General features: G+C 54.9%; 11 protein-coding genes. 3 read left to right on the top strand and 8 right to left on the bottom strand.

What is annotated here, in order from left to right; genetic code table 11:
- Window positions 1–11 precede the first annotated feature (11 nt).
- The 8 genes from Mal52_RS00615 to Mal52_RS00580 all read right to left on the bottom strand — a co-directional run bounded on the left by Mal52_RS00615 (window position 12) and on the right by Mal52_RS00580 (window position 11,467).
- Complete coding sequence (locus Mal52_RS00615) at window positions 12–1,037, bottom strand: AAA family ATPase (protein ID WP_145373686.1); 1,026 nt, start codon at window positions 1,035–1,037, stop codon at window positions 12–14.
- A gap of 652 nt (window positions 1,038–1,689) precedes the next feature.
- Window positions 1,690–3,093: a hypothetical protein gene (locus Mal52_RS00610; RefSeq protein ID WP_145373685.1), complete on the bottom strand. Its 1,404-nt coding sequence runs from the start codon at window positions 3,091–3,093 to the stop codon at window positions 1,690–1,692.
- Window positions 3,094–3,190: 97 nt separating this feature from the next.
- Window positions 3,191–3,760 (bottom strand): REP-associated tyrosine transposase, encoded by a 570-nt coding sequence (locus tag Mal52_RS00605; RefSeq protein WP_145373684.1) that lies wholly within the window; start codon window positions 3,758–3,760, stop codon window positions 3,191–3,193.
- Window positions 3,761–3,857: 97 nt separating this feature from the next.
- Window positions 3,858–4,349, bottom strand: coding sequence for a hypothetical protein (locus Mal52_RS00600; RefSeq protein WP_145373683.1), 492 nt, complete (start codon window positions 4,347–4,349; stop codon window positions 3,858–3,860).
- Between the two features lie 103 nt (window positions 4,350–4,452).
- Window positions 4,453–5,775, bottom strand: a complete 1,323-nt coding sequence (locus Mal52_RS00595) for a Gfo/Idh/MocA family protein (RefSeq protein WP_231962491.1) — start codon at window positions 5,773–5,775, stop codon at window positions 4,453–4,455.
- Between the two features lie 278 nt (window positions 5,776–6,053).
- Window positions 6,054–7,004 carry a sugar phosphate isomerase family gene (locus Mal52_RS00590; RefSeq protein WP_145380483.1) on the bottom strand — a complete coding sequence of 317 codons (951 nt, stop codon included), beginning with the start codon at window positions 7,002–7,004 and terminating at the stop codon, window positions 6,054–6,056.
- A 251-nt stretch (window positions 7,005–7,255) separates the two neighbouring features.
- The gene (locus Mal52_RS00585; RefSeq protein WP_197534575.1) at window positions 7,256–8,476 is read right to left on the bottom strand and encodes a L,D-transpeptidase family protein; all 1,221 of its coding nucleotides are present in this window, start codon (window positions 8,474–8,476) and stop codon (window positions 7,256–7,258) included.
- 132 nt (window positions 8,477–8,608) lie between these two features.
- The gene (locus Mal52_RS00580) at window positions 8,609–11,467 is read right to left on the bottom strand and encodes an MMPL family transporter (protein WP_145373681.1); all 2,859 of its coding nucleotides are present in this window, start codon (window positions 11,465–11,467) and stop codon (window positions 8,609–8,611) included.
- Between the two features lie 405 nt (window positions 11,468–11,872).
- Here Mal52_RS00580 and Mal52_RS00575 point away from each other — a divergent pair, with 405 nt between their 5' ends.
- The 3 genes from Mal52_RS00575 (at window position 11,873) to Mal52_RS00565 (ending at window position 15,250) form a co-directional block, all read left to right on the top strand.
- Window positions 11,873–13,228 (top strand): outer membrane protein assembly factor BamB family protein, encoded by a 1,356-nt coding sequence (locus Mal52_RS00575; protein ID WP_145373680.1) that lies wholly within the window; start codon window positions 11,873–11,875, stop codon window positions 13,226–13,228.
- Between the two features lie 63 nt (window positions 13,229–13,291).
- Window positions 13,292–14,023, top strand: a complete 732-nt coding sequence (locus tag Mal52_RS00570; RefSeq protein WP_145373679.1) for a histidine phosphatase family protein — start codon at window positions 13,292–13,294, stop codon at window positions 14,021–14,023.
- A 27-nt stretch (window positions 14,024–14,050) separates the two neighbouring features.
- On the top strand, window positions 14,051–15,250 hold the full coding sequence (locus Mal52_RS00565) for an acyl-CoA dehydrogenase family protein (protein ID WP_145373678.1): 1,200 nt from the start codon (window positions 14,051–14,053) through the stop codon (window positions 15,248–15,250).
- Window positions 15,251–15,265 lie beyond the last annotated feature (15 nt).

Below are 15,265 nucleotides of genomic sequence, written 5' to 3'. Positions count from 1 at the left end.
AGACCCCGCCGTTATTCGTCTGTGCTGGTTTCCTCAATCAGGCGCCGCACGATTTCCTTCGCGCTAATGCCCTCCGCCTGCGCCGCAAACGTCGTGATCACCCGGTGCGTTAATACCGGAGCGGCGACTTCCTGAATATCCTCCAGCCGAACCATGTAACTTCCCATCAATGCCGCCCGCGCTTTGGCAGCCAGAATGAGATTTTGCACCGCCCGCGGACCGGCTCCCCAGGCGACCAACGGCTTCAGCCATTCGGGAGCGGAGTCGCCAGCTGGTCGCGTCTGCCGCACCAATCGCGCAGAGTAAGTATAGATATGATCGGGCACCGGAACGCGGCGGACCAGGTTTTGATGGGCGATGATTTCCGCCGCATGCACCAAGTGTTCCAATTCCGGCAACGCATCACCGGTCGTGGTCCGGGCGATTTTCACTTCCTCAGCTTCGGACGGATAATCGAGTTCGATCAAGAACATGAACCGATCCAATTGCGCTTCGGGCAACGGATAGGTCCCTTCCTGCTCGACCGGATTCTGCGTCGCCAGTACCAGGAACGGTTCTTCCAGCGGAAAGGTTTTGCCGACAGCGGTCACTTTATGCTCTTGCATCGCTTCGAGCATCGCCGCTTGGGTCTTGGGAGGAGCGCGGTTGATTTCGTCGGCCAACACCATATTGGCAAAGACCGGACCATGCACGAACTGAAATTCCCGCCGCCCGTGCTCGCTATCCTGCAGAATGTCGGTCCCGGTGATGTCCATCGGCATCAGGTCGGGTGTGAACTGGATGCGGCTGAATTTCAGCGACATGGTTTCGGCCAATTTGCTCACCAATAGCGTTTTGGCCAGCCCCGGCACTCCCATCAACAGAGCATGCCCGCGGGCGAACAGGCAGATCGACAAGCGTTCGATCGTTTCTTCTTGGCCGACGATGACGCGTCCTAACTCCGTACGGAGCCGACCATAAAGGTCACGCAGATCGTCAATCGCCTGGACATCGTTATCCGAAAGCTTCATTTCCGGCAGCGCTACAGAATCCGGCATGCGTGCTCCTCAATTGTCAATCAAACTATGATGAAACAGTCCGTGCCCACTGGGCCAATAGATATGGCGTACAAGTGTAATTTGTCTAATCAATCTACGCGATTTCCAAGTTATTCGCAAGCGGCGACCATTTATTAAACGCAGGTTAGATCCTCCTGCGTCGCGCCCAGTCAGTCAATCCCGCTTTGGCGGTCGTGACAATATTGTCACAAAGTCACCTCGCGAAACATCTGCCCACACGTTTTTTCGAAGTCTGCCCCTTTGCCGATACTTATACGGGTTACTGGGCTACTATTTATTCCAATAGCACAATTTTTTCGCGACTCGGCAGACTTGGGATAAAAATCCAACCACGTGTATTTTGCGCGCAACACCGCAAATGCATCGGCGAAGAGCGTTTTTCTCAGCACGAATGTGCCCAGATGAGAGGCGAACATCCCCGCAGCGACGATGATCGCCGACGCATTGGACGCAAACGGACCGAGTATGGTTCCGTTTTTTTATGATTCTCAGCTGGCGATCCCTAAATCCATTCGCCACAATCAAATTGCGCCCATTGGTGCAGACGCATTGCACACGGGTTTTATCACGCGATTCGTAGGCGGTTTTCGAACAACCGTTCTGCCGTAGCCCTGCCAGTGGATCGTGATCACTACGGCATCACAATTTCGCCATCGCGAAACTCGACCTCACGTCCAACGGTTTCGAAGTCCAGGCCGGGCAGATCGACCACCGGCCAGAGTTCGTACTTGCCGGTAAAACTTCGGGGCACGGACCATGAGTTCCCAATATCACCAAGAATGATTCTATTGCGCACTGGCCATGTCGCCACGGGACGTTCATTGGAATCGAGCACAATCAGACCGGGGGGTGCAACGATTTCTTGATCTTCGTTGTACAAATACGTTGCACCGCGGTTGCCAACAATCTGCATGCGAAGTTTCACCATGCGGGCGCGATTTTTTTGCGGTTCGATATCCAATTCAACACGGAGCGGTTCTCCAACATCCAACTTTAACGTCTCATCTTTGGTGACGACCACTTTAGGGCGGTCATTTTTTTTAAGCCGAGCAGTTAAGCTCCACTCCAAAGCCTCTCCTCGGGGCGATGTGAGTTCGATTTCATGAATCTCATACGCTCCGACAATGGCCTCGGCCTGACCGTCGTGGAAAATTAAATCCAAGGTTTGCGATGCTGACCGCAACTTCACACGACTGACGTGCGGCGCCGCCTCAACCACACCCATGGGCGGATCGACCGCCGCGATCTTAGCCCGTGATCCATCAGGACTGGGGAGGATCGAAAACCACCGACCGGCCACGAATGTGAACCGGCTTAAAGGGAACGACTCATTTTTTTTCGGGTCTTCGAAACTGCGGAAGTGACCATCGTGGTCCAAATCGATCAGCAAGCGATCCCCTTTGAACAGTTTCAGTTCGTAGTCGTTGTAGCGACCGTTGCTGTTCAGATCCAAAACGATGAAATTGTGCCGCTGCCCATCGAAATCGGCTTCGCCTTTGTAGTAGGAGCTATTGCGAAGATTGGCATGCACGCGTTGTTTACGGTTATTTTTATCCTGATATGGGAACGCCGTAAAATTGACAAAATAAGGAGCGGTCACGTCCCCATTGGTCACCATTAAGGGGATCCGCAATGGAGTTGCTTTACGGGTGGAACCTAGCGTGAAAGGAAATCGTTCCGTTTTAGGATCAATGCGGTTGTCGTTATTCGCATCGACGTAAACGACATTGTAGCTGTTTTTGCTATCAGGAGTCTTATCGATGACAAAGGTAAACACCGAGTCATCCGCCTCACCAAACTTGGCCGCATAAAACACCGGATTCTCCGACGCCAACTCCGGCAGCTTCAAATCCGTTTCTTGGCATGTGTCATGCGGGTGCAGCCATTGGCAATTGCCGTAACCGTGTCGCTCATTGCCGTCCTGGCCGGCAAGTTGCATCTCGATGGTTTGCGGCGAATCGGCGAGAGTGGGTGAGGCGACGTAGGCGAGCGCAACAATAACCAAAACTTGCCGGATATTTCGCAGTGACGTCATCGTTTTCTCTCCCGACAATCGTAGGTCATGCTGTGCATGACGTTGCTCGAAGACGCATAGCTCCTACAAGTTTCGTCATGCACAGCATGACCTACGGCTATTCGCCGACGCTGTTTTCGAGATCCGCGAAATTCATTTGATTCTGCACCACATTGCCACAAGCCCAGTTTTCAGAGTACACGCCAGATTTGACCCAACGATGAAAGCTGCTCCATTGCCAGTTTTTGGGACAATCTGCAAACCGGTGTTTCACTGGATTGTAGTGAATGTAATCGAAATGGCGCTCAAAATCGTAGTCATCTTCGATCGTGTGCTCCCAATAGCGTGGTTGCCATACTCCAAGACGCCTCTGGTTGTGACGAGAGGCTGAAATGGATTGTTGCTTGCCTCCTTGCTCTACCCAATGTTTAGCAAACTCCTTCTTGATCCAGCCCCACCGAGCTGCATAGCGATCATCGCCCGATGGCAAGGTCCATATTGTATGTAGGTGATCAGGTAGCAATACAAAAGCATTTATGAACATCGGCCAACGCTGACGACATTCCCGGATGACCCTGCCTAGAAGTGATCGCGCTGCAGGATGACAAAGAATTGGCACCCTGCGATCTGTCACGATGGTGAAGAAATAGCACCCCCCCGGGATGCGAGCGCGACGATAGTTGGGCATGCCTATTCCAGTCAATTTTGTAGGTCATGCTATGCATGACATTGCTCAGGAACGTGCGACTCCCTCAAGTTTCGTCATGCACAGCATGATCTACACCCTATTTTACGAACACATCTTCGACGTCGGGATAGTCAACGAGTTCAGGCACTTGATAGCCGTCAGCGTGAATCGTTACGGGCATTCCTCGAGAGCCCCAATCTTGCCATGCTGCAATGATCTGCCTAACGTTGTCTTTTCCGCGAGGCCGTTCAAATGAACCCGATACGTTGAGCGAATCCTTCGGCATTCCAGTAATACTTAACCAAAGAGCAGCATCAATCACGGCAACCTGATGCCCATTATGATCCCACATGTGCTTACGAACCTGGGGATGATGCAGTGACGCAACTAGCTCCCCCCAATCGCTTTCCCCTCCAGCGACAACTCGGTCAAATTCACCGACAGATTCGTTTGCCCATTCGACACTGCGACCACTGATCGTGAAAGGAGCGCTTTCTTGCGTAGCCTCCACCAGGTTTTCCACATCGGAGTTACAGCCTACAAGACTCGCGAAAACGGCCAGTATCCCAATCGAATAAGCGCGGCGCATAGGTTTCCCTTATCCGGCAAAGCTCCGTAGGTCGTGCTGTGCATGACGTTGCTCGAAGACGCATAGCTCGTTTTAGCTTCGTCATGCACAGCATGACCTACACCTACACCACCGGCAATTCCCACTCCTTGCGATATTCACGCCCCAACAGCGCGTTCGCTTCGCCATCGTTACCGCAACTCATTGTGGCCGGGTCGAATTGGATGTCGCGGCCGACGCGGTAGGCGACGTTGCCGAGGTGGCACATGGCGCTGGTGATGTGGCCGATTTCGATGTCCGAGGTCGGCGTCTCGCGAGTCTTGATGCAGTGGATGAAGTTTTCGTGGTGCGTCCGCGCTTGGTCGCTGGTGTCGGAGGTCGGGGCGTCTTTTTGGTCGTAGACTTTCCAACCACCGCGATCGACGATCAGCGTACCATTGTCGCCGTAAAAACCGGCGGCGGCACTGCGGCCTTCTTGGCCGTGATTCGTCCACAACCGATGCTCCCAAGTGATCATCGCATCGTCGTAACGATAGTGCACCAAATGCGTGTCGGGTGTCTGTTGGTCGTCGTCAAAATAAAACTTGCCGCCGCTGGCCGAAATGTGATTCGGCAAATCGACGCCCATTCCCCAACGAGCGATGTCGAGCATGTGCACGCCCCAGTTGCCCATCTCGCCGGTGCCGTAATCCCAGAACCAATGCCAATTGTAGTGGAAGCGATTGGGATTAAACGGCCGCGATGCTGCCGGACCCAGCCACATGTCGTAGTTCACACCGGGGGGCGTCGGTGCGTCTGCTTTGTGGCCAATCGGTTTGCGCGTGTGAATCGTCCAAGCTTTGGCAAGTCGAACCTTGCCCAGTTTTCCGCTACGGACGTAATCGACCGCTGACTGAAAATGCGACCCGGACCGTTGGTGGATACCCGATTGCACAACGCGATTGTGCTTGCGAGCCGCCTCGACCATGCGGACCCCTTCCAGCACGTTGTGCGACACCGGTTTTTCGACATAAACATCTTTGCCCGCTTGGCAAGCCATGATGGCAATCAACGCATGCCAATGATCCGGGGTAGCAATCACCACCGCATCGATCGATTTGTCGTCGAGCACTTTGCGGAAATCGGTTTCGAATTGCGGAGCTTTGCCCTGCGCATCCTGAATTGATTTCGCAGCGCGAGGCAGCAGATTTTCATCGATATCGCAAACCGTGGCGAGATTCACGTCGGGCAGCGACGCCATACTGGAGCTCACAAACTTGCCTTGCCCACGAATTCCGATGCCGGCCACATTGATCCGCTCGTTGGGCGCCGCTTTGGCAACCGCTCCGGCGCTCGCCAATCCCACCATCCCCACCGCCACGCCGGCGGCATTCTTGGCGCTGGAATTGAGAAATTGGCGACGATTGATCGGAGGATTCACAAAATCGATCGGCTGCATTTCAGTCATCAGAACTTCATCCCATTGGTCAACGTGTCATCTAAATAACGCAGAGACTCTATTATGGCGCCTCAGTGAGGGGATTCCAAGGTTGAAAAGGCTTGAGGCGTGAGGGAACAGGCTTGAGGGCTGGCCGTTGCAGGGTTTTAGTGGGCTCTGGCCACTGAAACAGGCTGTAGGCTTTAGACCGTAGGCTGTCGCGTTGGGGAGGTTCGTGTCGTCTATGGAACGGACACTTTTTTTGACTGCCTACTGCCTACTGCCTACTGCCTACTGCCTACTGCCTACTAGTTACACTCCGCCACCAACGGACCGGCGAGTTCTTCTAGGTAGAACAGTTTACCCGGCAGTGTGGGCATGTAGCTGGAGGGGATCCAGGTGCTGGGGCCGTGGCGGAGGGTCATCCATAAGCTGAGCCCTTGCCACATCATGCCGCGACCCAGGATGCCGTCGGCGCCGCCGATGATTTTGTCAGCTTGCAGGAACAGTCCCGGGCCGATCGTGTTGGCGAAGGCGGGCACCAGGGTGGTGCGGCTTTTGAAACTGGTGATCGCGTTTTGCTCGATGGTCAGCGGATGCAGTTTGGCGCCGATTCGGTGCGTTTGAGATTTCCACTCTGCTTCGGTGTCATACTCAGCCGCGAATTGCGGTTCCCAAAACGCGATGTGACAGACGCGGCCGATCCCGAAGATCACACCCAGTTTTGCCCCCGCTGATTTGAGGTTGCCGATTTTCTCGCCGAAGGTCGGCAGGTTTTCTTTGGTTGCAAAATTGCGTTGCGCCGGCGGAACGGTCAAGTCCCCGAGCGGTCCGTAGAATGCTTGCTCCATCGCATATTGAAACGCGCCGCTATTGTCCGAGGGCAGCGTGTTGCCGTCGGCGTCGCTCCACTCGTCCATATTGAAGCCATGCACGTGATCACAGGCGACGCCCCACTGTTGGAGAAAATAAACCGCCCAGCGATACATGCCCATAGGGCCAACGGGAAGAATCAGCGCCAGTTGCTCACCGGCGTCGCGACTGAGCCGAATGGTGTGGGCGATCTCATGTCCCAGCATCGCATCGAAGTCACCGACGTTCGAGCAAGGGACCGGTGAAAACTCAGGATGCCAAAACCCTTGGCGATCCGCGATCGTAGCCGGGTTGTCATCGACACAGGCATCGATTTTTGCCAGATCCCAACCAGCGGGAAAAAAACCTTCCAACAACGAGCCGTCAATCGTGCTCAACAAGTCCATCATGCTACTCCCGCGGTGTACTGCGATTGCCGTCATAAGTGGCTAATTACGGAGGAGGTTCACCACGGAGGCTGAAAGAGGTCGTAGGCTTTAGTCTGTAGACCTTAGGAAAAAGACCTGATCGTCCAACGCCAATTCCTACAGTCTAAAGCCTACAGCCTAAGGTCTCTTTGAGCCTCCGTGGTGAATCCTTCCCGAACTGGAAACGATTCCCATGTTAGCCGGTACCGACGCGGGCACAAGTCACCGCCCTAGCGGCGGATCCAGACGGTTGAGCCGACGGTTAGAAAATCGTAGACCTCGGCGACGTCGTTGTTGAGCATGCGAATGCAGCCGCGGGATTCGCTTTTGCCGATCGATTCGGGATCGATCGTGCCGTGGATGCCGAAGCTGTCGCCGATGTCGATCCAGCGTTCGCCGAGCGGATTGTCGGGACTGTCGTTGGCGATCACGCCGTCGGGACCGTAGTAGACCGGGTCTTCGAGTTTGTCTTTGACAGTAAACTTGCCAATCGGCGAAGTGCCATCCTTACCGATTCCGACGCTGTATTGCCGGACGAATTGTCCGCGGCAGAGAATCGTGAGTTGGTATTCGCTGAGATCGACGACGGCATCAAATGGACCGTTGACGATTTTCAACTTTTGACCGACGCGGATTTTGCGGGGATTGACCCGGTTCAGCCGCGCAAGATATTGCCAGGAGAGTTTGTATTGCTTGGCGATCTTGCGCAGTTGATCGCCCGATTGAACGACATATGCCTCTTCATAGTGTGGCTGTGGCGAAAAATAGATCGACTGGGCCAATTCTTCCATCGTCTCTTGGAATCGTGGGCGGTCCTGCGGATGGTTCCAATACCAAGCGGAGAGTCGTTTGTGGGCGGCCTGCTCCTGACCGTTTTCGAGCAGCTGATTGATTTCCAAAAGGTGTTCCGACGAGATCGCGCTGTCGGTTGCCGTAGATTGGACAGCGGGTTCGGTTCCGGCCACTGTGATGATCGAGGAGTCTTGCGAGGTCACGTGCTCACTACTCAGCCTTTGTGCGGCGGGGGTGACTTCGATTTCTTGAGTCTCAAACACATCCGACTCAAAAACGTCTGTGCCAATCTCGGTCGTATCGTCCGCAGCCAATTCTGTGGGTGTGTATTCAAAGAGTTCGTCTGCATCAAAATCCGTTTGCGGCGCTTCGGGCTCCGTCACGATTTCGGGTTCGGTTTCGAACACGAAATCCTGCTGTAGCGGCGGTTCAGCTGCCTCTCCGGAAGCGGATTGATCGGGAGCGCTAGCGGAGTGCGCGGCAAGCAACTCGTCTTCGGCAGCTGGGGGAGGAGTGGTGATCGCATTCAAATCGGGATTGGTCAGAAACCGCGGGATGCCATTCATGCGCAGCGGATCAACCTGCCAAATCACGGCAGCACTGATCCCCATTAACAAGGTGACCCCTAACAGCGAGCGCATCCGTTTTTTCTTTTTCATCCGATCCCTCCTTGGATTTGTTGGCCCGTACATTTCCAAAACGGACAGGAATCTAGCACAACTGGGGAGGTCGGTGAATGCGGGTTTTATTCACGCTGCTTGGCAAGGCAACCGCTTGAATTTTCCGGCGTTTTAAGATAACGGATTGGGGTTATCCATCGTCGTAAAATCAACGGTTGAATCGGGTTGAGGCAGTGCCTCTTCCTGCTCCTGGAACCGGGCTCCACGCTCGCGGGGCATGGCGCGGCCCTCATCGGTGAACCGCCAGGGATGTGATTTGGGAGCCTCTCGCGAAAACAACGTCAATAACGCCGGCAGCATCACCAACGAAACGAACAGGCAAGCCCCCACGCCGACCACAAGCACGAGCCCCAAGCTATACAACCCGCGATGCGAGGCGACCATCATACTGCCGAAACCGATCATTGAGGTCAGCGACGTCAACACGATGGCATTGGTCGTGCTGGCCGACATGCGGTAATTGGCCGTTTGCTGGCGGAAGTCGTGTACGACGTGCACGCCATCGTCGACCCCGATGCCGATCACCAACGGTAAGACGATCAGATTCGCTGGATTGAGATCCACTCCCAACAGTCCCAGGACCCCCATCATGAGCGCGCCGCCGGCCAAGGGAGGTAACAGCGCCAACAACCCATCCTTGATGCTATGGAAATCAATCAACAGGACAATAAAGACCGTGATCAAAGCATAAATCGCGACTCGTTCGTAACTGGTCGCAATTTGCTGTGCTGCTTCATAATTTTGAAGTGGAGTCCCGGTGACATTGGGATCGACTTTACGCACCTCTTGCACAAATCGTTCCAGCGGTTCGTGATCCCAGATTTCATAAGCGGGATAAACTTGCAACAACCATTTCCCTTTGTCACTGACCATCCGCGAGCGGACGGTTTCGGGGAAATCTTCGATGGTCACCGGTTCGACGGCGGAAGCATCACGGATTTCGTAGAGTTGGCTGAGCAAATCGGCCGTCATGCGGTCTTCATAGGCGGCGACCAGTTTGACCTGTTCTTCGGCCGTCAGTTCGTCGAAGCGGTTGAGAAACGTATCCAAAGATTTCGTAGCGGCCTGAGCGAGCGGGGAGGGGAACTTCTGTAATTGTTCCCACAATTCCTCCACGCGGATCCCCACCTTATCGGGCTCGACTTCATATGTTTTTCCAGCAAGCTGCGCGATCGATGAATTGCGAGGCGGCAAATTCGCCAAGCGGACGTTGATCGCTTGCACCAGCAACGACGTATCTTCGGAGGGGGTCTTTGGCAATTGTGAGGCCAATTCGACGACCCGTTTGACGCCGTCCAGTTTCAAGAATTTTTCTTTGAGCTCAAGCGCCCGTTCCGGCGAATCAGCGACCGAGACAGCGAACAGCAACGATCCATCCGATTGCTCGAAGACCCGTGATTGGACTTCGACTGACTCTAGGTTTTCCGCTTGCAGATTCAATAAGTTGTAGTCGTATTTAACGTTCAGCCCGTAGACGCCGACATAACCGGTCATGGCTAACGTAACGGCAACCACAAGCACCGGATGCCGCGAGATGAGCCGTTTGAGCGCGCGGCCTTGGAAGGGAATGGGCAACTGACGCGGTTCGGTATGTTGATCCCCCAACATGACCAATGCAGGCAACATGATGAATGCTGCAACCACACACAGCAAAATGCCGGTGCCAGCAATGATGCCCAGTTCGGCAACGCCTAAAAAGTCAGTAAACGCGGCGCAATAAAACGCCAACGACGTCGTGATGCCCGCAGTCACGATACCCGGCCCCACGCTGGTCGCAGTATCCACAAGAGCCGACTGTAAATCTTCGCCCGCATGTCGCAATTCCAGATACCGCGCTAAATAATGGATCGCAAAATCGATCCCCAGCCCGATCAGAATTGCAAAAAACGAAACTGACAGAATATTCAAATGCCCGATAATTCCCGTCGCAGCCCCCAGCGACCAAGACATCGCCACCAACAACATAGCCAGCGCCATCAACGGATGCCGCACACCGCGGAAACCGATGATCAGAAAGATGGCGACGCCGCCAAATGAGATTCCTGAGGCCCACAACATCGCCTGTTGTGATTGCTGCATCTCGTCGAACTCAAGGACGGGGATACCGGTCAACCCAATTTTCGCGTCGGGATAACTCCCGCGAACTGTTTCGAGCACATCCCGCAAACGTTGAATCGATGCCGATGCGCCGGCGAAGTCGTTCTCCTCGACCACAGCCCGGACTTTGAGAAAGCCCATCGTCCCAGCGGCATTCATCAAATGCAGTTCTTGCCGGTCGGGCTCCGGGAGATCCGCACCGATCGCCGACATACTCTGCCAAGGCGAAACAAAAACGCTTTTCTTGGCGGCAAAATTGTCTAAACTTTTTGCGAAAAGTTGAGCCTGATAAAAAAGCGGCTCCATGGCAGGGGAGGGTTCATCGCTCGTTCCCGGATCGGCGCGTTCAATCTGGTGGCGTAATCCCATAAAGATCGACGAGATGTTGAACAGGCCCCACTGCCCTTTGAGAACACGGCTCAATTCGTCCAGCCAGCGTTCGATCTGGTGCAACTCTTCGGTGTTCAAAAATTGCAGTCCCTTGGCGCGCAGCGCGGGGGCTTTGGCATCGGTGCGATACAGCACTTGCGAAAAGTGTTCTGTGTCTTGTTCGAGATGCCAACCCAGATCATCGATGACCTGTTTGATGTCCTCGGGGTTTTCGCCTTCGACGACGACGACCATGTCCGATTGGTCGCCGAAGCTGTCGGTATAGTTCAGCCAGCGGCGATGGTAATCGGCCGAGGGGTCAATCAAATCGGCCCGCTTCGTCTTGAAGCCCAGGCTCATGCCGGAGTAGGCCACACCGGCGGCGCCGAATGCAATTGCTATCAACAGCGCCCAGACCGGGTGCCGGATCGCCCACTCCGTGATTGAGCGCAACGGCAATTTGGCTGACGAATGCCGGCCCGGCTCAAATGAGGAATGGGACATCAAATACGTCCAAACAGGAAATGTTGGCTTTCAATACGCAGACAACGGGATCACGACAACCATGACCCTCAATGAAATGCCGCAGTCTGTTCGACCGAGGGACACAAATCGAGAGTCACTCATTGGGCCACACAACGGCTTAGGCCACAACAAATGATTCTCAAATGACTTACAGCGAAGTCTTCCCATCACAGCCCGCATTCTAGTGCGAACCCCCCAATCGGGGCAAGTTGAGTGTGTTTGAAGCGGGTCCAGTGAACACGTGTAACGCGATGTTGCGGCAGCGATGCATTGCCCCAACCTGATTGTCATTCCTGGCGACGAGTTGTTATTCCCCTCGTCGAAGAGTACAACAAACCGGTGCGCTTCACCGAAATCATGCGGAACTCAACGGAGAATGGGCACATGCGGATACTTGGCAAAACGAGTCACATCCTTGCTGTAGCGGTGCTGACCGGTTTGGGGTCGACACCCACACATGGCGGGGAAAATTGGCCCCAATTCCGCGGCCCCGGCGCGCGAGGTGTTTCGGAGGAAACCGACCTGCCCACCCTCTGGAGCGCCACAGAGAACGTCGCCTGGAAACAAGAATTGGCCGGACGGGGATGGTCCTCCCCGATCATTTGGGGCGATCGGGTTTTTCTGACCACGGTGGTCAACGAAGGAGAAACCGAGAAGCCCAAAAAAGGGCTCTATTTCGGCGGCAATCGCCCGACCGTGCCGACGACCGTGCATAGCTGGAAGGTGATTTGTCTGAACCTCAACACCGGCAAGCCAATGTGGGAGTCCGTCGCTTATCAAGGACTCCCGAAAGGCCCGCTGCATTTGAAGAACAGTTACGCCTCCGAAACGCCCGTCACTGATGGTCAGCGGGTGTATGCCTACTTCGGCAACCTCGGCATTTTTTGTTACGACATGCAGGGAAACGAAGTCTGGTCGCAACCACTGCCGGTCACGAAGACCCGCTACGATTGGGGCAGCGCCGCCTCGCCAGTGCTCCACGGCGACCGGTTGTATTTCGTCAACGACAACGAAGAGGACTCGCGGCTCGTCGCACTCGACAAACGGACTGGTGACGAAATCTGGAACATCAAACGGGACGAGAAAAGCAACTGGGCGACGCCCTACATCTGGGAAAACGAACTCCGCACCGAAATCATCACGCCCGGCACGGGGAAAGTTCGTGCGTATGATCTCGACGGCAAACCGCTTTATGAATTTGGCGGGATGTCGAGCATCACTATCGCCACGCCGTATGCGGACTCCGGTTTGTTGTACGTCAGTTCGGGGTACGTGCTCGACAAAAAGAAGCCGTTGTTCGCGATTCGCCCGGGTGCCACAGGTGACATCAGCCTCGGTAAAGAAGAAACCAGCAACGACTATATCGCCTGGTGCCAAAAACAAGCCGGTCCGTACAATCCCTCGACGATTGTTTACGGCGACCTGCTATACGTTTTATTGGATCGCGGTTTTCTGGCTTGCTATGACGCAAAAACCGGCAAACAGGTTTATGGCAAACAGCGGATTCCCAACGGCAAAAACTTCACCGCTTCGCCCTGGGCCTACGAGGGCAAGATTTTTTGCCTCAACGAAGACGGCGTCACTTTCGTGTTCCGCGCGGGACGCGAGTACGAATTGCTGCGAACAAATTCGCTGACCGACGACACGATGTGTATGGCCACCCCAGCGATGGCCCAAGGCAAATTGTTGATCCGCACGGACAGCGGGATCTATTGCATCGAACGGGCGGCTAAGAAATAGCAGGGCTGGACGACCGGTCAGAGACCACCATAATGACTACCGCGAATTGTGCATTGAAATTTTATGAGTACGCTCTATCTGGTTCGACACGCCCAAGCGTCGTTTTTTGAAGACGATTATGATCAGCTCTCGGAGCGGGGTTGTGAACAGGCGCGGCAATTGGGAAAAGCGCTAGCGGCCCGCCGCGTGCAATTTGATTCTGTGATCACCGGACCGGCAAAACGTCACCGTGACACGGCTGCTTGGACCGCCCAAGCGTATCAAACTGCTGGTTTGCCTTTTCCGGACCCGATTGTTGTTGATGAACTCGACGAACATGCCGCCGATGTCATTTTGCGGCAGTCCCTGGATGCGATCATCGGCGAGCACCCCCATTTGCAAGCACTGGCTGAAAATTATCGCCGCAGCCGTGAGGGCGACAACCACGATCGCAATGCGATCCAAAAACATTTTCAACGGCTGTTTGAAGCGGTCACCAAACTGTGGGTGGCTGACAAAATTGTGGTCGCCGGTGTCGAACCTTATGCACAGTTTCATGCGCGGGTTTGCTGTGGATTGAAAAAAACGACGGGCAACCAACCTCGCGGCAGTCATGTTTTGGCATTCAGTTCGGTCGGGCCGATGACGGTGATTTTGCAACAATCGCTCGGGCTGGAACACGAGGCCGCTTTACAACTCGGTTGGCGGCTGCGAAATTGTACAGTGAATCAATTTCTGTTCAGCGACAACCGGCTGACGCTTGATTCATTCAATTCCGTCGCCCATCTCGAAGACGACATCGTCACTTACCGCTAATCTCTCGAAGCTATAGGAATCCGACCGATGGATTTTTCGATCCCGTCAGATATACAAGACATGCTTGCCAATGTGGGACAATTCCTCCGCGAGGAAGTGTATCCCTTGGAAGAACGCTTCGTCAGCGGCGCGTTTGCCGATTTGGTCCCCACGCTCGAAGAGAAACGGGCACGCGTCAAAGAGATGAAACTCTGGGCGCCACAAGTGCCGGCCGAATATGGCGGTGTCGGCTTGGGGTTTATGCAACATGCGATGCTGAGCGAAGAGTTGGGCCGCACTCCGATGGGGCATTATGTCTTCAACTGCCAAGCACCGGATGCCGGCAACATGGAAATCCTCGCTGAGTTTGGCACCCAAGCGCAAAAGGAACAATTCCTGTTGCCGTTGGCCGCCGGAAAGAGCCGCAGTTGCTTCGCGATGACCGAACCGGAATGCGCCGGCTCGAATCCGGTCTGGATGAAAACCACAGCTGTCCGCGACGGCGACGAATATGTCATCAACGGCCACAAATGGTTTTCCTCTGCAGCCGACGGCGCCGCCTTTGCCGTTGCCATGGTCGTAACCAATCCCGATGCTGAGCCGCATCAACGGGCCAGTCAAATCATCGTCCCCACCGATGTTCCCGGTTATCGCTGGATTCGCAACATTCCGGTGATGGGACATGCGGGTGATGGTTGGCCCAGCCACAGTGAATTGCGTTTCGAAAACGTCCGCGTGCCGGTGTCCAATCTGTTGGGAGAAGAAGGAGCCGGTTTTGCTATCGCTCAAGCGCGACTGGGACCGGGCCGTATTCATCATTGCATGCGCTGGATTGGTATCTGCGAGCGGAGCTTTGACTTGATGTGCGAGCGGGCCGCCACGCGCGAGTTGGCACCGGGAGATCCGCTGGGCAACCGGCAGACGGTTCAAAATTGGATCGCCGAAAGCCGCGCGGAAATCAACGCCGCCCGGCTGATGGTGCTGCATGCTGCCTGGAAGATCGACAACGAGGGGACCAAAGCGGCGCGTGAGGAAATCTCGGCGATCAAGTTTTACGTCGCTGGCGTCTTGATGGCGGTTGTCGACCGCGCCATCCAAGTCCACGGAGCACTGGGCGTGAGCGACGATACGATCCTGCAATACTTCTATCGCCAAGAACGGGGCGCCCGCATCTATGATGGGCCAGACGAAGTCCACAAAACCGTCCTCGCCAAACGCGCGCTGCGGAGTTTCGGCATGAAAAAATAATCTCACCCAGCATCA

Source organism: Symmachiella dynata (genome assembly GCF_007747995.1).
Classification (GTDB): domain Bacteria; phylum Planctomycetota; class Planctomycetia; order Planctomycetales; family Planctomycetaceae; genus Symmachiella; species Symmachiella dynata.
The sequence above is the reverse complement of the archived record's forward strand: the minus strand, read 5'-3'. Positions and strand labels throughout refer to the sequence as shown.

Excerpts from the sequence above, each read along its gene's own strand:
- Mal52_RS00615 (WP_145373686.1), bottom strand. The coding sequence starts at position 1,037 with ATGCCGGATTCTGTAGCGCTGCCGGAAATGAAGCTTTCGGATAACGAT.
- Mal52_RS00610 (WP_145373685.1), bottom strand. The coding sequence starts at position 3,093 with ATGACGTCACTGCGAAATATCCGGCAAGTTTTGGTTATTGTTGCGCTC.
- Mal52_RS00605 (WP_145373684.1), bottom strand. The coding sequence starts at position 3,760 with ATGCCCAACTATCGTCGCGCTCGCATCCCGGGGGGGTGCTATTTCTTC.
- Mal52_RS00600 (WP_145373683.1), bottom strand. The coding sequence starts at position 4,349 with ATGCGCCGCGCTTATTCGATTGGGATACTGGCCGTTTTCGCGAGTCTT.
- Mal52_RS00595 (WP_231962491.1), bottom strand. The coding sequence starts at position 5,775 with ATGACTGAAATGCAGCCGATCGATTTTGTGAATCCTCCGATCAATCGT.
- Mal52_RS00590 (WP_145380483.1), bottom strand. The coding sequence starts at position 7,004 with ATGGACTTGTTGAGCACGATTGACGGCTCGTTGTTGGAAGGTTTTTTT.
- Mal52_RS00585 (WP_197534575.1), bottom strand. The coding sequence starts at position 8,476 with ATGAAAAAGAAAAAACGGATGCGCTCGCTGTTAGGGGTCACCTTGTTA.
- Mal52_RS00580 (WP_145373681.1), bottom strand. The coding sequence starts at position 11,467 with ATGTCCCATTCCTCATTTGAGCCGGGCCGGCATTCGTCAGCCAAATTG.
- Mal52_RS00575 (WP_145373680.1), top strand. The coding sequence starts at position 11,873 with ATGCGGATACTTGGCAAAACGAGTCACATCCTTGCTGTAGCGGTGCTG.
- Mal52_RS00570 (WP_145373679.1), top strand. The coding sequence starts at position 13,292 with ATGAGTACGCTCTATCTGGTTCGACACGCCCAAGCGTCGTTTTTTGAA.
- Mal52_RS00565 (WP_145373678.1), top strand. The coding sequence starts at position 14,051 with ATGGATTTTTCGATCCCGTCAGATATACAAGACATGCTTGCCAATGTG.